Origin of the sequence: Streptomyces sp. NPDC093149 (genome assembly GCF_044754145.1) — a bacterium.
In the GTDB taxonomy this organism is placed as follows: Bacteria; Actinomycetota; Actinomycetes; order Streptomycetales; family Streptomycetaceae; genus Streptomyces.
In genome coordinates this window covers 459522-483364 of the sequence record NZ_JBIVON010000005.1, presented here as the reverse complement: position 1 = coordinate 483364, position 23843 = coordinate 459522, and the positions used below count along the sequence as shown (strand labels likewise).

Sequence of the window (23843 nt, the reverse complement as noted above, 5' to 3'; positions counted from 1 at the left end):
CCACCCACGCGGACCGACACCGGACCGACACCGCAGACCGACGGCGCGCACCGCCCACGCAGACCGCCGAAGAACCCGCCACGCTCAAGCGGGCGGAGCCTCTTCCTCCTCCTCGGCTCCTTCCTCCGCCCGCTGCACGAAAGAGCCCTGCACATCGGCAGGTTGCTCGTCCTCGTCCTCCGTCGCCGCCCTTTGCACGGCGGGCACCGAGGCGGGGGCCGAGCCATGACCGGCCGCCCCGGTCCCGATCACTGGAGCCGAGTCCGAAGCCGGGGCGGGCGCCGGTTCCGACAGCACCCGGTCGGCGTTCGCGACGGCCTCCCGCTCGAACCGGTCGGACGGATCGCTCACCCTGATGCCGCCCGGCGCCTCCGTACCCTCCACCGGTCCGTTGCGCTGCTGGATCACATGGGTGAGCTCATGGGCCAGCGTGGTGCGACCCTGCGGCGTGGACGGATCGTACGCGTCCCGCTGGAAAACGACGTTGTTGCCGACCGTGTACGCGTGGGCGCCCACGCCCTTCGCCGACTCGTGCGCGGCGGAGCCGGTGTGGATGCGGACGTCGGAGAAGTCCGCGCCCATCCGCCCCTCCAGATCGGTGCGGGTATCGGTGTCCAGGGGCTGCCCACCGCCGGACGAGACCACATCGTGCACGGGGGAGCGTTCTCCCTCCTCCTGCCGCTGGAGCATCGAGCCCACGGCGCTGTTGCCGACCGCCCGCTGGAGCGCGCTCATGCCGCCGGCACCGACCACATCGGCCCGTCCGGCCGCCGCCGCACGGTAGAGGTGTGGGATGCCCGCGGCCTCCCGGCCCTCGGCCGCCCTCGACGCATGCGCGGCTTCGTCGTGCTCCTGCCCGTGCCCGTGGTCCCGTTCGTGGTCGTGTTCCTGGTCCCATTCCTGTGCGTGCATCGTCATCTCCCCTGACCGCGCCCCGGGTCGAAGGCGCGTCGTGATGGCCCCACCACTCCACCTTCACGACGTCTCACTGCCTCGTCCAGCCCGGACCCCGCCGGCCAGGGGCAGCCGCCGCTGCCCCTTCGGGCACCCCCACCGATTCGCCCGGCCTCGCGAGGCCCGCCGCCCCGACCGCCGCCCGGCCCCCGACCGCGTCAACGCACGCTTCCTAGGAGTGTGTTCGGCGGGGATCCGACGGAGCTCCGGGGGATCAGCGAAGTCGACGACGTCGCCTCCGCGAACGAAATCAGCAAGCGAACGGCTGCATCGACGGGCCGTGGAGTGGCCGGGCCCCGCCGCCGTCGAGATGATCGACGGCATGACCAAGAGCAACAAGGACCAGGACATCACCCTGCGGATCGCCCAGGACCCCGCGGCGGACGAGCTCCTCGCACGCAGCCCGCTCGCCGCTCTGGTCGGCATGCTGCTGGACCAGCAGGTGCCGATGGAATGGGCCTTCTCCGGCCCGTACACCCTGGCCGTACGGATGGGCGGAGACGATCTGGACGCCCATGAGATCGCGGCCTGCGCCCCGGAGGCCTTCACCGAACTCTTCACCGCCAAACCTGCGCTGCACCGCTATCCGGGCTCCATGGCCAAGCGGGTCCAGCAGTTGTGTCAGTACCTGGTGGCGGAGTACGACGGCGACGCGAGCGCGGTGTGGAGCGATGTCTCCACCGGGGCCGAGCTGCGCAAGCGGCTGAACGCGCTGCCCGGGTTCGGCACGCAGAAGGCGCAGATCTTCCTGGCACTGCTGGGCAAGCAGTTCGGAGTCCGGCCGCCGGGCTGGCGGGAGGCGGCCGGACCGTACGGTGAGGCGGGCTCGCACCGGTCGGTCGCCGACATCACCGGCCCGGAATCACTCGCCGAGGTCCGCGCGTACAAGCAGCAGGCCAAGCAGGCGGCCAGGGCGGCCAAGCGCGCAGACACGTAGCGGCAGCGCCCGCACCACACGCTCTCGTCGCGTGCCCACGGCACCCCCGTCCCTCCGCTTTCCCCTCCGGCGCACTCGTCACGCGCCCCTCCGCACGCCCTGCGCGCTCCGACGCACCCCAATGCATCCACTGCAGGCGTACCGTCACGCCGCCGGCGCGTTCTGGTCCTGCCGGGACCGGTGGCCCCGCGACGGGTTCGTACCGGTTGAGCATCGCCGGTGGGATCCGGACCTGCGCATCCGGCAGACGCGCACCGTCCCGGAGCAGTGCGCCCGGATCGAGAGCGGTTCCGGAGAGGGCACACCCGTCGGCGATCTCCCGTGCCTGCGGCGGCAGGACCCCGGCACCGCCGCCGAAAGCCTCACCGGTACCCGACACCACACCCGCACCCGACACCACACCTTCATCGGAGGCCACACCCACGCCCGACGCCACACCGCCACGGGACGCCACGCCCGCACCCGTACGCGCACCGTCGCTGGTGTCCGAACCCGCGCCTCCGCCCGTGCCATCGCTGTCACTCGTCAAGACCGTCGTTCCGAAATGCGCGCTTTTATGGCGTTCTTGCGGCGTCGCAGTCCCGCCCCATGGCTGCGCCCGGAGGCTCTTGCCCGGTAGGCTTTCCGTGTGATCTTCAAGCGCATCGGAAATGGGCGGCCTTATCCCGACCACGGCCGGGAAAGCACCCGGCAGTGGGCGGATGTCGCGCCGCGCCCGGTCCGCCTCGATCAGCTGGTGACCACCAAGGGCAACCTGGACCTCGAAACCCTCCTCGCCGAGGATTCGACGTTCTACGGGGACCTGTTCGCGCACGTCGTGAAGTGGCAGGGCGACCTCTATCTGGAGGACGGACTGCACCGCGCGGTCCGCGCCGCGCTTCAGCAGCGCCAGGTACTGCACGCCCGGGTGCTCGAACTCGGCTGACGGGGCGTCGTGGCAGGCTCGTCGCACGAACGGCAAGCCCTGCGGGCCCTCTCCGGGTTCGTTCGGGTGCTTTCGCACTCGGACGGGCGCGATCCATTGATCATTTAGTAGGCATCATCACCGGGCCGCACTACGCTGCGCCCATGAGCATGCTCACTCCCCCCGGCATGGGCGGAAAGTACCGCATCACGGGCGACAAGTACCCGCGCATGCGCCGCCCCCGGCGTCGCGGCAAACTGATCCTCGCTGCCTCCGCTTCCGTGGTTGCCCTCGGGCTGGCCGGGTGGGGCACGCTGCAGCTCATCGACGTCTTCACGGGCGGCGACCGGCAGGCCAGCGCGGCCGACCACGAGACGGACTGCCCGTCGGCCAAGCCGTCAGCACCGGCGAAGACGCTGCCGAAGCCCGCGAAGATCACCGTCAACGTCTACAACGCGACCCCGCGCAGCGGGCTCGCCAAGAAGGCCGCGGACGAGCTCAAGAAGCGCGGCTTCACCATCGGCGAGGTGGGGAACGCCCCGGCCGCGTACGACAAGAAGGTCGCCGGTACGGGGGTGCTGCTGGGCGCTCCGTCGGCCGTGAACGGCTCGTTCCCGGTCCTCGGTACGCAGTTGCAGGGGACCGTGTCGAAGACCGACGCCCGCAGGACCGCGGACGTCGATCTGATTCTGGGTACGAAGTTCAAGGCACTCAGCACACCGCAGTCCGCCGCTGCGGCCCTCGCCGCCCTGGCGAAGCCTGCCCCCGCACCGTCCTGCTGACGGCGGCCGGAACGGGCCCGGCGGCCGTCAGCGCGTCCCGCGCGGCCCCTGGGGCCTGTGCCGCGGACAGGACCTGCGGTCCTCCGTCCGGACCACGGGACTACGGGGCGGCCCTCAGAGCCTGTCGGGCGACCTCTGACCGGGCGGCCACGCCCTGGCACGCACGCTTCCCGCGTTGCCGAAATGCCCTGGTAGCTCCGCTACGAGGGCCTTTCGGCGCCTTGGAATCGCACGCACCGTACCGCGTCCGCTGTCCGATCGAAGGTCACCCGACAGGCTCTCAGTCGACGGTGCCGTACATCCGGTCGCCCGCGTCACCGAGGCCCGGGACGATGTAGCCGTTCTCGTTGAGCCGCTCGTCGACCGAGGCGGTCACGACGGTCACCGGCGTACCCGCCAGCTCGCGCTCCATCACCTCGACGCCTTCGGGCGCCGCGAGCAGCACGACCGCGGTGACATCGTCCGCACCGCGCTTGATCAGTTCCTGAATGGCCGCCACCAGCGTGCCGCCGGTGGCCAGCATCGGGTCCAGGACGTACACCTGGCGGCCCGAGAGGTCATCCGGCATCCGCGTCGCGTACGTGGACGCCTGGAGCGTCTCCTCGTCGCGGATCATGCCCAGGAAGCCCACCTCGGCGGTCGGCAGCAGCCGCACCATGCCGTCGAGCATGCCGAGACCGGCCCGGAGGATCGGCACGACCAGGGGCCGGGGGTGCGACAGCTTCACCCCGGTCGTCGGTGTGACCGGGGTCTCGATGTCGACCTGCTCGGTGCGCACATCCCGGGTGGCCTCGTAGGCGAGCAGGGTGACCAGCTCGTCGGCGAGCCGCCGGAAGGTCGGGGAGTCGGTGCGCCTGTCGCGCAGGGTGGTGAGTTTGTGCGCGACCAGTGGGTGGTCGACGACGTGGATCCGCATGGGTTCAACAGTAACCGTGCCGCTCGCACCTCTGCGCTGGCATCAACCGCACGTTCGGAGGGAAGGTGGTGGCATACGGACCCAGCCTTGGGGTGATGAGCCGATGCCGGACGGGGAAGAGCGCGAGCGGGACCAGCCGGACACGCCGGTCCCGCGGGACGCGGGGGGCCCGCAGGACCCGCAGGAGGCCGAAACGGCGCGCCGCAGGCGGCGCGCCCAGTTCTTGCGCGAGCTTCATGAGGCGAAGGCGCTCCGCGACCGGGTCCAGCCGCGCCGGGCCAGGGCGGCCCGGATGCGCCAGGCCATGCGGATGAGGACCTTCCGCTGGTAGGTCGGACGGCGGTCCCGTGTCCCCCTGGTGGCGGCGTCCGGGAGAACTGATGGCCGACGCAACGGCCGAACTCCTCTCGCAAAGCCCTTGTTTCTGCCACGATTCCGATGGGCGGGACGCAGGGCAGCCGGACCACCGACTGCCCTCCCGCCGGACCGACGCCCCTATGACCAGTGGGAGAGTCACGGTGTACTTCGCCGCACTGCTCGCGCGCACCGAAGACGGGTGGGAAGCGAGCGACACGGAACTCGACGATGTGGAGACCCTGTCCGACCTGACGGATCTGGCCCGCGAGGCCTCGGTGGACGAGGACACGGTGCTCGTCTTCATCGAGCAGGAGGACGCCTGGTTCGGCGTCGTCCGGGTGGACGGTGAGGAGGACCCCCGAATTTTCGTCTCGGACGCCACCGCCGCCGCCCGCTCCTCGTACGGGGAGATCCTGCTCACCGATGAACTGCTCGGCCGCGAACCCGGGGCCGACGACACCATTGCCGCTCTCGAAGAGCTCGTCGGCCTCGACGGTACGGAGGACGGCGAGCCGGACATCACCCCCGACAACGACAACGACAACGACAACGACGATGACGACGACGAACTCGACGCCGACGCCGTACCGGCGGGCCCGATCGGTGACACCGGGATCCTGGCCGACCTCGGGCTCCCCGAGGCCGAGCTGCTGATGCTGCGCACGGACGCGCTGGTGGAGATCGCGGACGCGCTGGGCGCGGCCGAGGTCCTGGAGACCGTCCGTTAGGGTCCGCGGGTGAGCGAACCACCGCACCCGCAAGGACCGCCGGAACCGCACGATCCTGTAAGAGACCCCTGGCGGGCGCACATGCGCCGCGCCCTGGCCGAGGCCGACGTGGCGGCGCAGGCCGGCGATGTGCCGGTCGGCGCCGTCGTCCTCGGCCCGGACGGCGCCCTGCTCGCCACGGGTCACAACGAACGCGAGGCGACCGGCGACCCGACCGCGCACGCCGAGATCCTCGCCCTCCGCCGGGCCGCAGCGGCGCTCGGCCGATGGCGGCTGTCCGGCTGCACCCTGGTGGTCACCCTGGAGCCCTGCACGATGTGCGCGGGCGCACTGGTGCAGTCCCGCGTGGACCGGGTGGTCTACGGGGCGCTCGACGAGAAGGCGGGCGCGGCGGGCTCGCTCTGGGACGTCGTGCGCGACCGCCGTCTCAACCACCGTCCCGAGGTGATCCACGGAGTGCTGGAGGATGTCTGCGCCGCCCGGCTGACGGCGTTCTTCCGCGAGCTCTGACATTGGATTTCTGTCCACGCCCCGGGATGGTCTAAGCTCTCTCTCGGTAGCGTGTCCGAGCGGCCGAAGGAGCTCGCCTCGAAAGCGAGTGTGGGGAAACTCACCGAGGGTTCAAATCCCTCCGCTACCGCTCTTGTGAAGGGCCCGGCGCATCGCGTCGGGCCCTTCGAGTTTTCCGTGTCCGCGGATGCCGGCCGGGTCCCGGGCCCGACCGCGGGTGCGGCTGCGGCTGTGGGCGCCATGAACCCGACGGCGCTCCCTCGGACATGGCTGTGGCCCCGGGCGTCGACGTCCGTCGTACCCGGGGCCACGGCCCGAAGCGTTGGTCGGGGGAAGCGGCATCGGGGGGACAAGCCGCTTCCCCCGGTGAGAACAGGCCGCTCAAGCCCTCGCCGCGGTCAGGGGGGAAGCTAGTGCCGCAACAGGCAACGTTCGCCCCGTCACGACGCCCGGCACGCACTCTCGCCGCACCGGCCGGAAGTCCTTGTAGCGGAGCTACCAGGACTTTGGCCAACGCCGCGAGCGTGCGTGCTGGGCGGCGCGACAGGGCAAAGCTTGCCGGTCACGGCACTAGCGGCGAGGACCCCACAGTGAGGTCCTGTTCCTCGCCCCGTCGGTTCCTGCCCGGTCCGCGGGGCTCGCCCCCCGTCCTGCGGCCTCGCGGAAGCCCTGCGGGCGGGCGAAGGGCCCCGATCAACAGGGCGTTGGTCCTTAAAGGCGGCGTGAGTGGTCGGATACGTCAGAGGGATACGGCCATGCGTGCGGATAGACTCGCCCGACTGCACGGGGATCCAAGGGGAGGCAGGGGCTGATGGTGCAAGCGAAGAAGATAGCTCTCTACGTGATAGTCGTCTTCGTGCTGTACACGATCATCGCGTCCCCGGAGCGGGCGGCAGATCTCGTCCAGATAGGGTTCGAGGGCGTTTCGAGTGCCGCGCAGAGCGTCGGGGACTTCATGTCCGCGCTCGTGAAGTAGGAGTACCCCATGATCCGCCATCTGGTCCTGTTCAAGCTGAACGACGGCGTCGAGCGGGACGACCCGCGGGTCGTCGCCGGGGCGAGGGCCTTCCAGGAGCTGGAGGGGCAGGTCCCCGAGCTGGAGTTCTGGGAGTGCGCCTGGAACATCACCGACCGGCCGATCGCGTACGACTTCGCCATCAACTCCGCGGTCTCCGACGATGACGCCCTGAAGCGCTACCTCGAGCATCCGGCCCATCAGGCCGCCGCCGGTCAGTGGCGCGAGTTCGCCACCTGGGTGATCGCCGACTATCCGTTCTGATCCGCCCGACCGGTCACCCGAGCCCCTCACCATTGCAGTGAGGGGCTTTTTTTAGTGTTTAAACCAAGTTGAACCCAACACGACGCTATACGGTGCTTGCGCACAGTGGACATGTCTTGTGATGCTATGACCGCTTTTGACGGATGAGTTGACCGAAGTTGACCGCAGAGGGGTGGCGTCATCGTGCCGGCCAGTGCAGCGCCTCAAGTGCCTCCCCAGACCGTCCCGGCGGCCCCGGCCGCCGAAGACATCGAGACGGTCCCGGCCGAGACGCCCGACGGCACCACCGCGCCCGCCAGGACCAGGGGCGCGGACACCAGGGCGCTCACCCAGGTCCTGTTCGGACAGCTCAAGAACCTGGAGCCGGGAACCCCGGAGCACGGCCGGGTGCGGGCGGCGCTGATCGAGGCGAATCTCCCCCTGGTGCGGTACGCCGCGGCGCGCTTCCGCAGCCGCAACGAGCCGATGGAGGACGTCGTCCAGGTCGGCACGATCGGCCTGATCAACGCCATCGACCGGTTCGACCCGGAACGTGGTGTCCAGTTCCCGACGTTCGCGATGCCCACCGTCGTCGGCGAGATCAAGCGGTACTTCCGGGACAACGTACGGACCGTCCACGTCCCGCGCCGGCTGCACGAGCTCTGGGTCCAGGTCACCGGCGCCACCGAGGACCTGACGACCGCGCACGGCCGCTCGCCCACCACCGCGGAGATCGCCGAGCGGCTGAAGATCTCCGAGGACGAGGTACTGGCCTGCATCGAGGCCGGTCGTTCCTACCACGCGACCTCGCTGGAGGCCGCCCAGGAGGGCGACGGGCTGCCCGGACTGCTGGACCGCCTCGGCTACGAGGACCCGGCCCTCGCCGGGGTCGAGCACCGCGATCTGGTCCGGCATCTGCTCGTACAACTGCCCGAGCGCGAGCAGCGCATCCTGCTGCTGCGCTACTACAGCAATCTGACGCAGTCACAGATCAGTGCGGAACTGGGCGTCTCCCAGATGCATGTGTCAAGGCTGCTGGCCCGTAGCTTCGCCCGACTTCGATCCGCAAACAGGATCGAGGCCTAACCGGATCGAGTGCTGCGCCGGAAGTTCGTTCCGAGCGCACGGAATTGCCCCGAACCCCCTGTTAACTGCACGGACGCCACAAAGACTTGTCGACATGTCACTACAGCGTGTTGCCGACATGTGACATTCTGCGGGAACCGCGTTTGCCGTGGCCTCGCCTCCGGTATTCAGGTGGAGGCTGCGTTCCTCCGATGGTCGCGGCTCAACGCGACCGTCCGCGACCTCAAGGGGGTGGCATGTCCGCAGAACAGGGCAGCTCGAAGGTGCTCACGCTCACGAAGAGCGCGCCCGCACCCGTTGCGCTCACCAGCTCGCCGGAAGCCATCGACACCCGCACTCTGTCCCGCTCCCTGTTCCTGCGGCTCGCCGCGCTGGGACCCGCACCGGGCCCCGACGGAACGGACAGCCCGGAGCGTGCCTACGTACGGGACACACTCATCGAGCTCAACCTCCCGCTGGTGCGCTACGCCGCGGCGCGCTTCCGCAGCCGCAACGAGCCGATGGAGGACATCGTCCAGGTCGGCACGATCGGCCTGATCAAGGCGATCGACCGGTTCGACTGCGAACGGGGCGTCGAGTTCCCCACGTTCGCGATGCCGACCGTCGTCGGGGAGATCAAGCGCTTCTTCCGCGACACCTCGTGGTCGGTGCGCGTTCCGCGCCGCCTCCAGGAACTGCGGCTCGCGCTGACCAAGACCAGCGACGAGCTCGCCCAGAAGCTCGACCGCTCGCCGACCGTGCCCGAGCTGGCCAAGGCGCTCGGCGTCTCCGAGGAGGACGTGGTCGACGGTCTGGCCGTCGGCAACGCGTACACCGCCTCCTCGCTGGACTCCCCCTCGCCCGAGGACGACGGCGGCGAGGGCTCCCTCGCGGACCGGCTGGGGTACGAGGACTCGGCGCTGGAGGGCGTGGAGTACCGCGAGTCGCTCAAGCCGCTGCTGGCCAAGCTTCCGCCGCGCGAGCGCCAGATCATCATGCTGCGGTTCTTCGCCAACATGACCCAGTCGCAGATCGGCGAGGAGGTCGGCATCTCGCAGATGCACGTCTCGCGCCTGTTGACCCGTACGCTCGCCCAGCTCAGGGAAGGGCTCATCGCCGACTGACCGCCATGGACCACCGCACTGCGACGCCGACGCATGGGTTCCGATTTGACGGACCGTCAGCCAAACTGGCGCGATGCGACGTCAGATGCGCGACTCGACCGGCCGCCGGGGCACCCTGATCGCCGCCTCGGCGGCCGTGCTGTGTCTGGGCGGCGCGCTGGCCGCCTGTGGCGGGGCGGCCGACGACGGCGGCTACGCGACGGTCGGCGCGGCGGACTCGGACCCTCGGAAGGCTCCGACGGGTGCGGTGGCGCCGTCGGGGAAGGTGACCCTGGTGCCGCTGGACCGGGACGGCCGAAGCACCGGGGGCGGCGGTGGCGCCGGAGGCCGGGCCGACGGCGGGTCTGCACCGGGTGCCACACCCGGCGGTGACGGCTCCGGCGGTACGCCCGGCGGCGACGGCTCCGGGGGCACGACCGGGAGCAACGGCTCCGGACGGGCCGGCGGCGCGGGTGGCGGGTCCGCAGGGTCGTCCGGCACGGGCGGTACGGGCAGCGGTGACGGCAGCGGCGGTGCGTCGGGATCGGGCGGGCCGGGCGGCGGCCCGGCGGACCCCGCGACCCCGTCGGCTCCGAGCCCCACCGCACCCGCGGGACCTGCCGTGCTGATGGTGGGCGCCCCCGAGCGGGCGGCCGCGTCCGAGCGCTGGTGCGAGAAGGTGACTGTCACGTTCCGCAACACCGGGGGATCACCGGCGGACGCGGGGACCGTCACCTTCGCCACGCACATCATCGGCGGGCTGGGAATCGACTGGGCGACCGTCGAGTCGTCGGCGCCGCTGCCCGCGCCGATCGACGCGGGGGCGGCACGAACGAAGACGTACACCGTCTGCGTGGACGCCTGGCGGGTGCCCCTGGGCATGCATGTCGAGACCAGGGACGTCACCGCCGTATTGAAGTGACGGGTGGATACGGAAGGCGGAGGAGAAGCCGGTGCGCCGGGTCAGCCGAGCGCGAGCCAGGCGACCGCCGCGAGGACGACTATCACCGCGACGACGGTGACGATCACCCCGGTCCTCGGTCCGGACGAGGCGGCCGGCTGCTGCCGACGCTGCGGCTCGCCGTCGTCGACGAAGGCGCGGAACATCTGGGTGCTGCCGGCCGGGTCGTGGTTGCCCTCGGGGCCCTGCGGGGCATGGGGGTTGTGTGCCATGGGCCAGGACCCTAGCGAACTCGGCGTGGGGGCCCAACCCCCGGGTCGCCGAAGGGTCCATACCGAAGCCGGCGGCCGGCGAGGGAGGGGTGGGCGCCCCGCACCCGGGCACATGGAAGCCCCGCACCCATATATACGGAACGAGCAGCCCGCGATCGCGGGGAGCAAGCACCCGAAAGCGGCGGACAGGCCCCCCGACGTACAGCTCGAATCGGACACCCGATCGCCCCGCCTGTGGCGCGAACCACACCTGTCCCGACGCGCGCCCCACACGCTGGGCCTTTGACTCGGGCCCTACGCAGCCTTTTGTGTTCCTTTACTTATGCAAGGCCTTTTTCGTTTGCCTTCAGCAACCAACGATTCTATGGTTGCCCTAAGCAACAAGATGCACCGGTGAGAAGTCTGGGGGTCCCGTGGCCGCACGGAGTCAGTACGAAGAACTGGCCCGGCAGCTCAGCGCCGTCGGAGCCGTCAAGCGAGGTCTCGCCCGCATCCTGCCCGCCGAATGTCCTGCCGGATCCGCCGCCGTGCTGGCTCTTCTCCATCAGCACGGCGAGATGCGAATCAGCAGACTGGCCGAACTGTTGGACGTCGACATGTCGGTGACCAGCCGTCATGTGGCCCATGTGGCGGAGCACGGCTGGATCGAGCGGTCCTCGGACCCGGCCGACAAGCGGTCCCGCATCCTGCGGCTGACCCCCGCCGGGGACGACGTGCTCGGTGATCTGAACCGTCGGACCACCGAAATGTTCGCCCACAACCTCTCCCACTGGTCCGACGACGAGGTCGGACAGCTCAACACGCTGTTGGCCCGGCTGCGCGACAGCTTCGCCTGTCGCGGCCCCGGAGGGTGTGCCCCCGGAAAGCACAGTGGCGACTGCCGCCCCCGGCACGCCGACAGCGACAACGACTCGCACACCCGTACACCCGTGTAACAGAAGCAAAGACAAGGAACTCAATGGCTACGACCACACCGACCGGTGTGCGGGGCGGCCACGCCAAGCACGGGGGATCAGCGGATTCCTCGTCCGGCGCGCCGATGACACACCGGCAGATCATGGAAGCTCTGGCCGGGCTGATGCTCGGCATGTTTGTCGCGATCCTGTCCTCGACAGTCGTCTCCAACGCCCTGCCGGAGATCATCTCCGACCTCGGCGGCGGCCAGAGCGCCTACACCTGGGTCGTCACGGCCTCGCTGCTGGCGATGACCGCGACGACCCCCCTGTGGGGCAAGCTCTCCGACCTGTTCAGCAAGAAGCTGCTGGTCCAGATAGCCCTCGTCATCTACGTCGCGGGCTCGGTCGTCGCCGGTATGTCGACCAGCAGCGGCATGCTGATCGCCTGCCGTGTCGTCCAGGGCATCGGTGTCGGCGGTCTCTCCGCCCTGGCACAGATCGTGATGGCGGCGATGATCGCCCCGCGTGAGCGCGGTCGCTACAGCGGATACATCGGTGCGGTGTTCGCCGTCGCCACCGTCGGTGGTCCGCTGCTCGGCGGTGTCATCACGGACACCAGCTGGATGGGCTGGCGCTGGTGCTTCTACGTCGGTGTGCCGTTCGCGGTCATCGCGCTGATCGTGCTCCAGAAGACCCTGAAGCTCCCGGTCGTCAAGCGTGAGGTCAAGGTCGACTGGGCCGGCGCGTTCTTCATCAGCGCCGCCGTCTCGCTGCTGCTCCTCTGGGTGACCTTCGCGGGCGACAAGTACGACTGGCTGTCCTGGCAGACCGGCGTGATGCTCGCGGGCTCCCTGATCCTCGCGCTGCTCTTCGTCTTCATCGAGTCCCGGGCCAGCGAGCCGATCATCCCGCTGCGCCTCTTCCGCAACCGCACCATCACGCTGGCCTCGCTGGCCTCGCTGTTCGTCGGTATCGCGATGTTCGCGGGCACCGTCTTCTTCAGCCAGTACTTCCAGCTGGCGCGGGGCAAGACGCCGACGATGTCCGGTGTCCTGACGATCCCGATGATCGCGGGTCTGTTCATCTCCTCGACGGTCTCCGGCCAGATCATCACCAAGACCGGCCGCTGGAAGGCCTGGCTGGTCAGCGGTGGCTTCCTGGTCACCGCCGGGCTCGGGTTGCTGGGCACCATCCGGTACGACACGGCCTACTGGCACATCGCGGTCTTCATGGCCGTGATGGGTCTCGGCATCGGCATGATGATGCAGAACCTGGTGCTCGCCACGCAGAACCAGGTCGACCCGTCCGACCTCGGCTCGGCCAGCTCCGTCGTCACCTTCTTCCGTTCCCTCGGCGGTGCGATCGGCGTCTCGGCGCTGGGCGCCGTCATGGCGAACCGCGTCACCCACTACGTCAAGGACGGTCTCGCGGAGCTCGGCCCCAAGGGCCAGGCCATGGGCCACGGCGGCACCGGCGGCGGGGGCATCCCCAACCTGGACGCGCTGCCCGCCCCGTTCCGTACCGTCGTGGAGAGCGCCTACGGGCACGGTGTCGGCGATGTCTTCCTGTTCGCCGCCCCGGCCGCGCTGATCGCCTTCCTGATCACGATCTTCATCAAGGAGGTCGCGCTGAGGACGAGTTCCGCGAACGCCGCCCCGGCCACCGCCGAGGTCCCCGCAGAGGTCGCCGCAGAGGAGCCGGTCAAGACTCCGGCCGCCGCTGTGGCGCACGTCGCCGAGGCGACGTCCGGAGGCACCGCGGTCGACACCCTTCAGGCCCCGGTCGCCACTCTGCAGGGCACGGCCGTGCACGGTGTGGTGCGGGGCGCCGAGGGCGCACCCGTCGCCCGCGCCGCCGTCACGCTGATCTCGCTGGCCGGCCGCCAGCTGGGGCGCTCCGTCGCCCAGGCCGACGGCAGCTACGGCCTGGACGCGCCGGGCTCCGGCAGCTACGTCCTGATCGCGTCCGCCGACGGCTTCCAGCCGCAGGCGTCCACGGTGGTCGTCGGTGACGAGCCGCTCGCGTACGACATCCTGCTCTCCGGCACGAGCGGCCTGGCCGGGACCGTGCGGACCGCCGAGACCGCGGCCCCGGTCGAGGGCGCCATGGTCGTCGTGACCGATGTGCGCGGCGATGTGCTGGCCACCGGCAGGTCCGGTGAGGCGGGCGAGTTCACCTTCGGTGAGCTGGTCCCCGGTTCGGTGACCGTCGCGGTGAACGCCGCCGGCTACCGTCCGCTGGCGCTGCCGGTGGAGATCGGCGGCCAGGGCGTCACCCGGATCGAGGCCGCGCTGCAGTCCGGTGCGCTGGTCCAGGGTGTCGTACGGGCCGGAGCCGGCCGTCGGCCGCTGCCGGACGCCCGGGTCACGCTGGTCGACGCGGCGGGCAACGTGGTCGCCACCTCGACGACCGGGGAGGACGGGGCGTACGCCTTCGCCGACCTGGACGCGGGCGAGTACTCGGTCGTCGCGACCGGCTACCCGCCGGTGGCCGGCGCGCTGACCGTGGCCGGTCGCGGGGTCGACGGCCACGACATCGAGCTCGCCCACCCCGGCGAGTAACGACCTCGACCGAGGTCGTGATCACAGACCCCTGGCGGGTCGGCGTTCCGAGCGGAGACGCTGTACCGGCCGGTGGAAATGGGCCCCGGTGGCGGGGACGGCAGGCAGGGGACGGCCTGCCGTCCCCGCCCCGGGGCCCGACTCATTGAGTCATTGAGCAAGGAGAGAAAACGGGATGGGACTTCGCGCACAGGTACGGACGCGGGACGGCTGGGCGGTTCAGCACGCGGTCGTGACGGTCACCGACATGACCGGCACGCAGGTGCTGCGGGCCACCGCCGACGAGGACGGGGCGGTGCGGACCGACGCTCCCCTGCAGGCCGGCGCGTACACGGTGATCGTCACGGCGGTCGGGTACGCCCCCGCCGCCTCCACCGCCCTCGTCACGGCGAGCGGGCGGGTCGAGGCCGGCACGGTGGTGCTGGCCCGCCAGGGCGGCGTGGAGCTGCCGCCGCCGGGCGCCTGGTCGCTGGACCCGGCGCACTCCTCGGTGGCCGCGGTCGCCCAGCACCTGGGGATCTCCAGCGTGCACGGCCGGTTCACCGAATTCAGCGGGCGGATCGAGATCGCGGAGGAGGTCCACCGCTCCCGGGTCGACGCCGTCATCGGCGCGGCCAGCATCGACACCGGCAACAGCATGCGGGACAAGCACCTGCGCTCGCCGGACTTCCTGGACTCGGACCGGTTCCCGGAGATCACGTACCGCTCGAACGGGCTGACCCCGGCGGGCCCGGACCGCTGGCTGGTCCACGGCGAACTGACGATGCACGGTGTCGTGCGCCCGGTCGACCTGGACCTGAGCTACCTCGGGACGGGCCCGGACCCGTGGGGCGGGGTGCGTGCGGCGTTCAGCGCCACGGCGGAGCTGCGCCGCGAGGACTTCGCCATGAACTACAACCAGGTGGTGCAGGCCGGCATCTCGGCGATCGGTACGACGCTTCGGGTGGAGCTCGACATCCAGGCCGTGCAGGGTGAGTCCCTGCCGTCGTAGTCTGCGGACATGGCACCGAACATCGCGACGAACACCGCTGTGGAACTCGACGAGTTGCTGGCCTTCGTACGGCCCAGGCACCGGGCGATCCTGCTGACCACCCGGTCCGACGGCCGCCCCCAGGGCTCCCCGCTGACCTGTGGTGTCGACGACTCCGGCCGGATCGTCGTCTCGACCTACCCCGAACGGGCCAAGACCCGCAACGCCAAACGGGACGAGCGGGTCAGCGTGATCGTCCTGTCGGACGAGTGGGACGGGCCGTGGGTGCAGATCGACGGCTCGGCCGAGGTGATCGACTCACCGGATTCGGTCGAGCCGCTCGTCGAGTACTTCCGGAACATCTCCGGGGAGCACCCGGACTGGGACGAGTACCGGGCGGCGATGGTGAAGCAGGGCAAGTCGATCATCCGAATCACTCCCGAGCGGTGGGGTCCGATCGCCACCGGCGGCTTCCCCGCCCACCTGGCGTCCGGCAGCTGACGGCTGTTCCCGGACGACTTCCCGCTGTGCCCTCCCGAACGCATGCGCACGTTCCGGCGCCGGGCCCGCTCGCGCGGGCCCGGCTGCTGGCCGCGCCGACGGTGGACGCCTCCGTCGTCCGCGAACTGGAGCGCATCACCGGCCGTCCCGTGCACCGGGCTTCTCCCGGCACCGCGCCGCAGGAGCCCTTCGTCCATGTCGGCGCCACGCTGCCGGACGCGCTGCGGAGCGGGTCGCTGCTGTGGTTCCACAGCGTGAACGCCGGTACGGACGCCCTGCTGGCCGCCGGACCGTGGCCGTCCGGCGCGCTGCTCACCCGGACGGTGGGCCGCATGGGTGAACGCATCGCGCAGTACGTGCTGGCGTGGGTGCTCGCCGATTGTCAGTCCGTCCCCGAGTTCGCCGCCCAGCACGCACGGGCCGAGTGGCGCCGCATCCCCTCCGAACTCGCGGTCGGCCGAACAGCCCTGATCTACGGCACCGGCCGCATCGGCTCGGCCGTCGCCGCTCTGCTGCGGGGATGCGGCATCCGGACCGTGGGCGTGGCACGCGAGTCGCGCACGGCGGCGGGCTTCGACCGGGTCGTCGGGGCGGGCGAGGACGCGGGGCCGCTCGCCTCCGCGCGGTGGGTGGTCTCCACGCTGCCGCTGACCGCCGGGACGGAAGGCTTCTTCGGCCCGGACCGGTTCGCGGGCATGGGCGGCGCCACGTTCATCAATGTCGGCCGGGGCGCAACGGTGGACATGCGGGCGCTGGAGGCCGCGCTGCGCTCCGGTGCGGTGGGGCGCGCGGTGCTCGACGTGCTGTCCGAGGAGCCCCCCGCGCCGGGCGACCCCTGCTGGCGGCTGCCCCGGACGGTGATCACCTCCCACTCCGCGGGCATCACCGCGGACGAGGACATCGTCACGGACTTCGCGGCGTGCTGGGACGCGGTGGCAAAGGGGCGGGTCCCGGACACCGCCGTGGATGTGGGGCGCGGGTACTGAGGGGCGAGCGAGGTCTCGGAGGCTGTCGGGCGGCCTCGGACCGGACGGCGGGCGCGGTCCGGTGCGTGCGGTTTCGAGGCGGAGGAGGGAGTCGGATGGGCTCTCCCCTGCTCGAACGCGGCTGAGAGCTCGGGGGAGGAGCACCGGCGACCGACGACGACGCGGGAGGCCTGCGTGCCGGGGCGCGGCCGCCCGGCCGGAGGTCGCCCGGCCGGAGGTCACCCGGCCGGAGGTCACCCGGCCGGAGGTCACCCGGCCGGAGGTCACCCGGCCGGAGGTCACCCGGCCGGAGGTCACCCGGCAGGCTCTCAGCGGTCCCGCATCGCCTCGATGCCCGCGATCAGCAGGTCCAGGGCGAAGGTGAAGTCCCGGTCGCGCATCTCCTCGACCGTGTCGCCGCCGCGGGCGTCCATCAGGTCCTGCGAGGACTCGACGATCCGGCTGAGCTGCGGCTGGCTCCGGATGGCGCCCAGCGACTGCTGGAAGAGCTCGTCCTGGCTGACCCCCGACTCCGCGCTGCGCTGCACGAAGTGGGCCTCGATGGTGCCGAACCCGTACACGAACTGGAAGACCGCGGAGAGTGCGCCCGTCTGCTGGTGCAGTGGCAGCCCCGTCGCCCGGATCACGTCCTGGATGGCGTACGAGAACAGCATCGAGCGGGGGCCCATGTTGGGGAAGTGGCCGGCGAGCGGCGACACCCAACCATGCCGGACCAGCAATTCCCGGTAGGATATGGCCAGTTCGCGCAGCCGGTCGTGCCAGTGCGCGTCCTCCCGAGGGGGCGCGATCTCGCTGAAGACCGCGTCGAGGGCCAGCTCCAGCAGATCGTCCTTGGTGTCCACGTACCAGTAGAGGGACATCGCGGTGACGTCCAGCTCGGCGGCGAGCCGGCGCATGGAGAACTTGGCGAGGCCCTCGGCGTCCAGCAGCCGGACCGACGCCGCGGTGATCTTCTCCCGGTCCAGACCGGCCGGCTGGTCCGATTTGCGGGCGCGCGACGGTGCCCGCTGATCCAGCCACACACTGGTCCTGGCAGGGTTCTTCATACGATCGGCCGCGGACACCATGGCACTCTCCTCGTCTTGCCGGAGGGACGGATCGGACGCGTACGCGCACGCATGAAGCGGATTCATACGATCCGATACGCCCCCCTCGATGCTATGCCGCTGCCTCTGCCCCGGCCGAGGCCGCCCGGACGGAATCTGCCCGCTCGGCACGGCGCAGAAGCGCCGCGGCCAGCAGGCCTCCGGCCAGCACCGCCACCGCCCCGACGAGCTGGCTGGTCTCCAGTCCCGAGGCGAAGGCATCCGTGATCCGAACCCGCTCGCCGGCATCGGTGGCCGAAGCCAGTGCGGCGGGCAGCGAGGCCGCCCCGACGGCCGCCGGCACGAGCGCCGCGAACCGGGAGTTGAGCACGGCGCCGAGCACGGCGACCCCCAGCCCGTTGCCGAATTCGGCGAGCGTGCCGTTGACTCCGGCACCCACGCCCGCCTTCTCCGGCGGGATGGCGCTCATGATCGCGTTGGCCATGGCGGGCATGGCGAGTGCGATGCCCGCGCCCATCACGACCAGGCCGAACAGCATGCCGCCGTAGCCGTTGCCTCCGAGCAGCGCGATCGCCGCGAGTCCGGCGGCCAGCAGGCTCATCCCGGCCGCGATGGTGACCGGCGTACCCAGCTTGGGCACCAGCCTGGCGCCCAGCCCGGTGAGATTGAGCGCGACGACGCTCAGCGCCAGCGGAGCTGTCCGCAGGCCGGCCTCCAGCGCCCCGTAGCCGAGGACGAACTGGAGCTGCTGGGTGAGCAGGAACAGCGAGCCGCCCATCCCGAAGGCGACCAGGATCGCGCCCGCGACCGCGCCGATGAACTTCTGGTTCCGGAAGAAGTGCATGTCCAGCATCGGGTACGGGATGTGCAGCTCCCACAGCACGAACCCGGTCAGTACGACGACCCCGACGAAGGCGGTCAGCAGTACCTGGCCCGACGCCCAGCCGTGCGCCGGGCCGGAGATGATCGCGTACACGACGGACGCCATGCCGATGGTGGAGAGCAGCGCGCCGAGCAGGTCGGGGCGCTCGCTGCTGGGGTTCTTGGACTCCGGGACGAGCCGGATGACGGCGACCAGGCCGATGACCGCGACCGGGATGTTGATCAGGAAGATCGCACCCCACCAGAAGTGTTCGAGCATCACGCCGCCGATCAGCGGCCCGACGGCAAAACCGAGGGAGCTGACGGTGGACCAGATGCCGATCGCCTTGACCCGCTCCGTGTCGTCGAAGATCTGCACGACGACGGCCAGGGTCGTCGTCATCAGCAACGCACCGCCGATGCCCATGCCCGCACGGGCGGCGATCAACTGCGCGGACGACTGGGCCAGTCCGGCCACCAGCGAGCCGATACCGAACAGGGCGAGCCCCGCGACGAGCATCTTCTTGCGGCCGTAGCGGTCGGCGGAACTGCCCGCCGTGAGCAGCAGACCCGACTGGACCAGCGAATAGGCGTTGATCATCCACTGCACATCGGCGGTGGAGGCGTCCAGCTCCCGGGTGAGGGAGGGGATCGCGACATTGAGCACGGTGTTGTCGAGCAGCACGGTGAGCTGGGCGAGGCAGATCACTCCGAGGATCAGCCAGCGCTGCGGGTGGCTCGGCGGCGAGAGATGTTTCTGCTCGGCGACGGTCGCCGTCATGCGGACTCCTGATGCCTTATACGGTGTACGAGTAAGAGACGTACACCGTATAGCTACTCCTGTACGGTGTACAGCTCATTTCCGCGCGGTACCGTGCTCGCCGCTGATCCGACAAGGACTGGAGTGGTATGTCACTGCGTCGTCGTACGGTGGAAGTACTCATCGCAGCGGGCCTGACGGGAACGGCTCTCGCGCCTCCCGCGTCGGCCGCCGGGCAGGAGCACACGGTGCCGCTGCGCGTGGCCACGTACAACATCCATGCGGGCGCCGGCATGGACAATGTCTTCGACCTCGACCGGCAGACCGCCGAACTGCGTTCGCTGGACGCCGATGTGATCGGGCTGCAGGAGGTCGACGCCCACTGGGGCACCCGCAGCGAGTGGCGCGATCTGGCGGGAGAGCTGGCCGAGCGGCTGCACATGCGGGTCTCCCTCGCCCCGATCTACAGCCTCGATCCGGTGTCCCCCGGCGCGCCCCGGCGCGAGTTCGGGGTCGCGGTGCTGTCCAGGTACCGGATCGTGAGCGCCGAGAACCACGAGATCACCCGGCTCTCCACCCAGGACCCGAACCCCGTACCGACCCCGGCGCCCGGCTTCGGCGAGGTGGTCCTGCGGGTGCAGGGGCTGCCCGTGCATGTGTACGTGACGCACCTCGACTACCGCGGCGACCCGTCCGTACGGACCGCACAGGTCGCCGACACCCGCCGGATCATGGCCGAGGACAGCGCCCCCGGACGGCAGCGGGTGCGGCAGATCCTGCTCGGTGACTTCAACGCGGCGCCGACCGCACCCGAACTCGCCCCGCTGTGGGAGGAACTGACCGACATCGAGCCCGGCGGGCCGACGTACCCGGCGCAGGACCCGGTGCAGCGGATCGACTACGTGGCGGTGTCGAAGGATTCCGTACGGGTGCGCGACGCGGCGGTGGCCGAGACACTCGCCTCGGACCACCGCCCGGTCGTCGCGGATCTGCTGCTGCGCCGTTGAGCTAGTGCCTCTCCCGGCACTAGTGCTGTGGCCGGGTCAGGTCGTAGAAGGTGGCGCTGCCGACCGTGACCTCCTCGTAGTTCTTCTCCACCCAGGAGGAGATCTCGGACGAGGTGCCGCCGTTTCCGCCGCCCCCGCCCGTACCGCCCGCGATGAAGTAGTGGATCCTGCCGTCCTCGACGTACTTCTTGAACTGGGAGAGCGTCGGGGACGGGTCACTGCCGTTGAAGCCGCCGATCGCCATCACCGGTTCGCCGGTGGCGAGTTGGTAGCTCGCGGCATTCTGTGAGCCGATGGCCGCGGCGACCCAGGTGTAGTCGCCGGCATCCTTCTCCAGGAGCTTCTCGGCCTCGGCGCCGACGGTCGAGCCGCCCAGCAGACCGCCCATGCCGCCGCCCGACGGGGCACCGCCCTCACCCATGCCACCGGGCGGGGCGCCGGGAGCGGTGCCGGTACCGGGCACGGCTCCCGGTTGTCCGCCGTTCTGCTGGTTGCCGCCCTGGCCTCCCGTCGGGGGCCGGCCCGTACCGCCGCCCTGCTGACCGGCCCCACCCGGAGGCCGCATTCCGCCGGCCATTGCCTCGCCCATGCCCCCGGGGCCGCGCCGGCCGCCGCCACCGGGGCCGCCCATGGAACCGGCTGCGGACGGACCGGCCGTGACGATCGAGCCCTGATGCCCGGTGTTCAGCGTGGAGAGGGTGTACGCCGTCGGCCCGGCCAGCGACGCGACGAGGCTCACCCCGGCCGCCACGAGCGTCGGTCGGCGTCCGATACGCGCGCCGATCAACAGGCCCGCCGCTCCGGCCGAACCTCCGACGAGGACGGCCCAGCGCAGCCACGGCAGGTGGTCCGGCGTCCGCCCCAGCAGGACGTACGACCAGAGCGCGGTCACCGCGACCGTGACGCCGAGCACCCCGCGCGCCCACCACCTGGACCGTTCCTCCCACAGGACCGTGGTGCCCATGCCGACGAGCGCCGCGAGATACGGCGCCAGCGCCACCGTGTAGTACTGATGGAAGATGCCGGCCATGAAGCTGAAGACGAGCGCCGTCATCAGCAGCGAACCGCCCCAGGCGAGGAACGCCACGCGGGCGGTGTCCGTGCTCCCTTGGCGCTTGATGCCCGGGAGGCGCCCCCCTGCCCGCCAGGTCAGACAGACTCCCGCGACGAGCAGGATCAGCGCGGCGGGCAGCAGCCAGGAGATCTGGCCGCCGATCTCGGAGTTGAACATCCGGCCGATGCCGGGCTCCCCCCACTGGCCGCCGGACCGGCCGCCGCCTCCCCCGACGCTGCCCGTCTCGTCGCCGTTGATCCGGCCCAGGCCGTTGTACCCGAAGGTCAGCTCCAGGAAGGAGTTGTTCTGCGAGCCGCCGATGTACGGACGCGACGACGCCGGCCAGAGTTCGACGATCGCCACCCACCAGCCGCCCGCGACGACCGTCGCCAGTGCCGAGAGGCCGAGCTGACCGAGCCGTCTGCGTACGGGGACCGGCGCGAACACCGCGTACAGCACGGCCAGCGGCGGCAGGATCAGGAACGCCTGCAGGGTCTTCGACAGGAACGCGAAGCCGACCGCGACACCCGCCCACACCAGCCACCTGGTCCGGCCGTGCTCCATCGCGCGCAGCACGCAGTAGACGGTGACGGTCATCAGCAGCGCCAGCAGGGCGTCCGGGTTGTTGAACCGGAACATCAGCGCGGTGACGGGCGTGAGGGCGAACACCACCATCGCGATCAGCCCGGCGGCGGCGCTGAAACGGCGGCGTACGGCCGCGTACAGCACCCCGGCCGTGGCCACCCCCATCAGCACCTGCGGGACCAGGATCGCCCAGGAACCGAGGCCGAAGACGCGCACCGACAGAGCCATCGGCCAGAGCGCGGCCGGGGGCTTGTCGACCGTGATCGCGTTCGCGGCGTCCGACGAGCCGAAAAAGAATGCCTTCCAGCTCCGGCTTCCCGCCTGGACGGCTGCGGAGTAGAAGGAGTTGGCGTACCCGGAGGCGCTGAGGTTCCACAGATACGCGAGCGCGATGACCAGCAGCAACGCCAGGAAGGCGGGCCGCACCCAGCGCGGGTCCTCGGGCCTGCCCCGCCACACGCGGTGCGCCAGGGGCCTGTTCGGCCGGGAGTGGCCGGCGGCCGGTGCCGCGGGCGGGAGCGCCGTCGCGTCCGGCGGGGCCGGAAGGCGGTCGGGACGCAGCGTGGTCATCGGGTGTTCCCCCGTTCGTGGTGGGTGTCGTCGGCGTGCCCGGCGGGTCCCACGGAGGCCCCGGGGGCCACGGGAGCCGGAGGGGCCACGGGGGCCGCAGGGCTTCCGACGGCGCGCTCAGGGAAGACCCAGGCGCGGAAGAGCAGGAACCGCAGCACCGTCGCCGCGAGGTTCGCCGCGATCAGCACGGCGAGTTCCGTGCCGTGCGACGGCGATCCGGACGCCGCTCCCAGTGCGGCCAGCGAGCCGCTGGTCAGGGCGAGACCGATGGCGAAGACGACCAGGCCCTGCGCCTGGTGGCGTACGGCTCCGCCCCGGCCTCGTACGCCGAAGGTGAGTCTCCGGTTGGCCGCCGTATTGGCGACGGCCGACACCAGCAGCGCGCCGCCGTTGGCGATCTGCGGGCCGGCGCCCAGCCGGAAGAGCGAGTACAGGACGAGGTAGAAGAGCGTGGAGAGCGCGCCGACGACACAGAACCCGACCAGCTGCCGGGCCAGTCCGCCCGGCACCCCGCTCAGCGCGCGGTCGCGCGGATCGTCCCCGAAGGGCCTCGCCAGCCGGTCCAGCGGCAGTGCGCCGACCGCCAGCGCCCGTCCGACCCGCCACACGCCCCTCAGGTCCTCCGTCGCCGTCCGCACGATGTGGACGGTGGAGTCGGGATCGTCGACCCAGTCGACCGGCACCTCGTGGATGCGCAGCCCGGCCCGCTCGGCGAGCACCAGCATCTCGGTGTCGAAGAACCACCCCGTGTCCTCCACCATCGGCAGCAGCCGCTGCGCGACCTCCCGCCGGATGGCCTTGAACCCGCACTGCGCGTCGCTGAACCGGGCGGCCAGCGACGAGCGGAGGATGAGGTTGTAGGCCCGCGAGATGAACTCCCGCTTCGACCCGCGCACCACCCGCGAGCTCCGGGCCAGCCGCGAGCCGATCGCCAGATCGGAGTGGCCCGAGATCAGCGGTGCGACCAGCGGCAGCAGCGCGTTGAGGTCGGTGGAGAGATCGACGTCCATGTACGCCAGGACCGGGGCGTCCGAGTGCGACCAGACCGTGCGCAGCGCCCGTCCCCGCCCCTTCTCCTCCAGCCGGTACGACCGCACCCGGGGCAGCGCCGCCGCGAGTCCGGCCGCCACCTGCGGCGTACGGTCGGTGCTCGCGTTGTCCGCGACGGTGATCCGGAAGGCGTACGGGAAGGTGCGCGCCAGATGGTCGTGCAGGCGCAGCACACACGGTTCGAGGTCCTTCTCCTCGTTGTAGACGGGTACCACCACGTCGAGTACGGGGTCACCCGCCGCATCGACCGCTCCGGCCAGGAGGTGGTCCCGGGCCGGCAGGGCGCTCCAGGGAGTGTCGGTTCGCATG

Annotated in this window: 24 protein-coding genes and 1 tRNA gene; 18 read left to right on the top strand and 7 right to left on the bottom strand. The window is 70.9% G+C overall.

Annotated elements, in window-relative coordinates; translation table 11 throughout:
* Positions 1-84: 84 nt before the first annotated feature.
* Positions 85-918: a DUF4157 domain-containing protein gene (locus tag ACIQCZ_RS18730; protein ID WP_402283443.1), complete on the bottom strand. Its 834-nt coding sequence runs from the start codon at positions 916-918 to the stop codon at positions 85-87.
* Between the two features lie 358 nt (positions 919-1276).
* Between ACIQCZ_RS18730 and ACIQCZ_RS18725 the strand changes: the two genes are divergently transcribed.
* The 3 genes from ACIQCZ_RS18725 to ACIQCZ_RS18715 all read left to right on the top strand — a co-directional run bounded on the left by ACIQCZ_RS18725 (position 1277) and on the right by ACIQCZ_RS18715 (position 3577).
* Positions 1277-1891 (top strand): HhH-GPD-type base excision DNA repair protein, encoded by a 615-nt coding sequence (locus ACIQCZ_RS18725; RefSeq protein WP_402283571.1) that lies wholly within the window; start codon positions 1277-1279, stop codon positions 1889-1891.
* A 628-nt stretch (positions 1892-2519) separates the two neighbouring features.
* Complete coding sequence (locus ACIQCZ_RS18720; RefSeq protein ID WP_072488263.1) at positions 2520-2816, top strand: type II toxin-antitoxin system VapB family antitoxin; 297 nt, start codon at positions 2520-2522, stop codon at positions 2814-2816.
* A gap of 167 nt (positions 2817-2983) precedes the next feature.
* Complete coding sequence (locus ACIQCZ_RS18715; RefSeq protein ID WP_402283570.1) at positions 2984-3577, top strand: LytR C-terminal domain-containing protein; 594 nt, start codon at positions 2984-2986, stop codon at positions 3575-3577.
* A 280-nt stretch (positions 3578-3857) separates the two neighbouring features.
* Here ACIQCZ_RS18715 and upp read toward each other — a convergent pair whose 3' ends face one another.
* Positions 3858-4493 carry a uracil phosphoribosyltransferase gene (gene upp / locus ACIQCZ_RS18710; protein WP_376275885.1) on the bottom strand — a complete coding sequence of 212 codons (636 nt, stop codon included), beginning with the start codon at positions 4491-4493 and terminating at the stop codon, positions 3858-3860.
* A 103-nt stretch (positions 4494-4596) separates the two neighbouring features.
* On the opposite strand from upp, the gene ACIQCZ_RS18705 reads away from it, so the two are divergent.
* From ACIQCZ_RS18705 to ACIQCZ_RS18665, 9 genes are all read left to right on the top strand, one after another.
* Positions 4597-4824 (top strand): hypothetical protein, encoded by a 228-nt coding sequence (locus ACIQCZ_RS18705; RefSeq protein WP_402283441.1) that lies wholly within the window; start codon positions 4597-4599, stop codon positions 4822-4824.
* Between the two features lie 187 nt (positions 4825-5011).
* A complete protein-coding gene (locus ACIQCZ_RS18700; protein ID WP_402283568.1) occupies positions 5012-5578 on the top strand; it encodes a hypothetical protein in 567 nt (188 codons plus the stop codon).
* 81 nt (positions 5579-5659) lie between these two features.
* Positions 5660-6088 carry a tRNA adenosine(34) deaminase TadA gene (tadA, locus tag ACIQCZ_RS18695; RefSeq protein ID WP_376213315.1) on the top strand — a complete coding sequence of 143 codons (429 nt, stop codon included), beginning with the start codon at positions 5660-5662 and terminating at the stop codon, positions 6086-6088.
* 45 nt (positions 6089-6133) lie between these two features.
* Positions 6134-6218 (top strand) — tRNA-Ser (locus ACIQCZ_RS18690).
* Between the two features lie 681 nt (positions 6219-6899).
* Complete coding sequence (locus ACIQCZ_RS18685) at positions 6900-7064, top strand: hypothetical protein (RefSeq protein ID WP_376213317.1); 165 nt, start codon at positions 6900-6902, stop codon at positions 7062-7064.
* Between the two features lie 9 nt (positions 7065-7073).
* Positions 7074-7367, top strand: coding sequence for a Dabb family protein (locus ACIQCZ_RS18680; protein ID WP_402283440.1), 294 nt, complete (start codon positions 7074-7076; stop codon positions 7365-7367).
* Between the two features lie 207 nt (positions 7368-7574).
* Positions 7575-8432 (top strand): RNA polymerase sigma factor SigF, encoded by an 858-nt coding sequence (locus ACIQCZ_RS18675; protein ID WP_402283438.1) that lies wholly within the window; start codon positions 7575-7577, stop codon positions 8430-8432.
* Between the two features lie 236 nt (positions 8433-8668).
* The gene (locus ACIQCZ_RS18670) at positions 8669-9535 is read left to right on the top strand and encodes an RNA polymerase sigma factor SigF (RefSeq protein WP_351081700.1); all 867 of its coding nucleotides are present in this window, start codon (positions 8669-8671) and stop codon (positions 9533-9535) included.
* 73 nt (positions 9536-9608) lie between these two features.
* A complete protein-coding gene (locus ACIQCZ_RS18665) occupies positions 9609-10436 on the top strand; it encodes a hypothetical protein (protein ID WP_402283437.1) in 828 nt (275 codons plus the stop codon).
* Between the two features lie 41 nt (positions 10437-10477).
* On the opposite strand, the gene ACIQCZ_RS18660 is transcribed toward ACIQCZ_RS18665, so the two are convergent.
* On the bottom strand, positions 10478-10687 hold the full coding sequence (locus ACIQCZ_RS18660; RefSeq protein ID WP_376275899.1) for a hypothetical protein: 210 nt from the start codon (positions 10685-10687) through the stop codon (positions 10478-10480).
* Positions 10688-11100: 413 nt separating this feature from the next.
* Between ACIQCZ_RS18660 and ACIQCZ_RS18655 the strand changes: the two genes are divergently transcribed.
* From ACIQCZ_RS18655 to ACIQCZ_RS18635, 5 genes are all read left to right on the top strand, one after another.
* Entirely contained in the window at positions 11101-11622 is a 522-nt protein-coding gene (locus ACIQCZ_RS18655) for a MarR family winged helix-turn-helix transcriptional regulator (protein ID WP_351081703.1), read from the top strand.
* Between the two features lie 23 nt (positions 11623-11645).
* A complete protein-coding gene (locus ACIQCZ_RS18650; protein ID WP_402283436.1) occupies positions 11646-14144 on the top strand; it encodes an MFS transporter in 2499 nt (832 codons plus the stop codon).
* Positions 14145-14319: 175 nt separating this feature from the next.
* The gene (locus ACIQCZ_RS18645) at positions 14320-15135 is read left to right on the top strand and encodes a YceI family protein (RefSeq protein ID WP_351076150.1); all 816 of its coding nucleotides are present in this window, start codon (positions 14320-14322) and stop codon (positions 15133-15135) included.
* Positions 15136-15144: 9 nt separating this feature from the next.
* Entirely contained in the window at positions 15145-15615 is a 471-nt protein-coding gene (locus ACIQCZ_RS18640) for a PPOX class F420-dependent oxidoreductase (protein ID WP_402283434.1), read from the top strand.
* Positions 15616-15641: 26 nt separating this feature from the next.
* Positions 15642-16601 (top strand): NAD(P)-dependent oxidoreductase, encoded by a 960-nt coding sequence (locus tag ACIQCZ_RS18635; protein ID WP_402283433.1) that lies wholly within the window; start codon positions 15642-15644, stop codon positions 16599-16601.
* 308 nt (positions 16602-16909) lie between these two features.
* On the opposite strand, the gene ACIQCZ_RS18630 is transcribed toward ACIQCZ_RS18635, so the two are convergent.
* Positions 16910-17668 carry a TetR/AcrR family transcriptional regulator gene (locus ACIQCZ_RS18630; protein ID WP_402283431.1) on the bottom strand — a complete coding sequence of 253 codons (759 nt, stop codon included), beginning with the start codon at positions 17666-17668 and terminating at the stop codon, positions 16910-16912.
* A 91-nt stretch (positions 17669-17759) separates the two neighbouring features.
* Positions 17760-19289 carry an MFS transporter gene (locus tag ACIQCZ_RS18625; RefSeq protein WP_402283430.1) on the bottom strand — a complete coding sequence of 510 codons (1530 nt, stop codon included), beginning with the start codon at positions 19287-19289 and terminating at the stop codon, positions 17760-17762.
* Positions 19290-19417: 128 nt separating this feature from the next.
* Here ACIQCZ_RS18625 and ACIQCZ_RS18620 point away from each other — a divergent pair, with 128 nt between their 5' ends.
* On the top strand, positions 19418-20275 hold the full coding sequence (locus tag ACIQCZ_RS18620) for an endonuclease/exonuclease/phosphatase family protein (RefSeq protein WP_402283428.1): 858 nt from the start codon (positions 19418-19420) through the stop codon (positions 20273-20275).
* 19 nt (positions 20276-20294) lie between these two features.
* Here the strand turns inward: ACIQCZ_RS18620 and ACIQCZ_RS18615 are convergent, their stop codons facing one another.
* Both ACIQCZ_RS18615 and ACIQCZ_RS18610 read right to left on the bottom strand, forming a co-directional pair.
* Complete coding sequence (locus ACIQCZ_RS18615) at positions 20295-22484, bottom strand: glycosyltransferase family 39 protein (protein WP_402283427.1); 2190 nt, start codon at positions 22482-22484, stop codon at positions 20295-20297.
* On the bottom strand, positions 22481-23842 hold the full coding sequence (locus ACIQCZ_RS18610) for a glycosyltransferase (protein ID WP_402283425.1): 1362 nt from the start codon (positions 23840-23842) through the stop codon (positions 22481-22483). Before ACIQCZ_RS18610 ends, ACIQCZ_RS18615 begins: the two co-directional genes overlap by 4 nt.
* Position 23843: the final 1 nt, after the last annotated feature.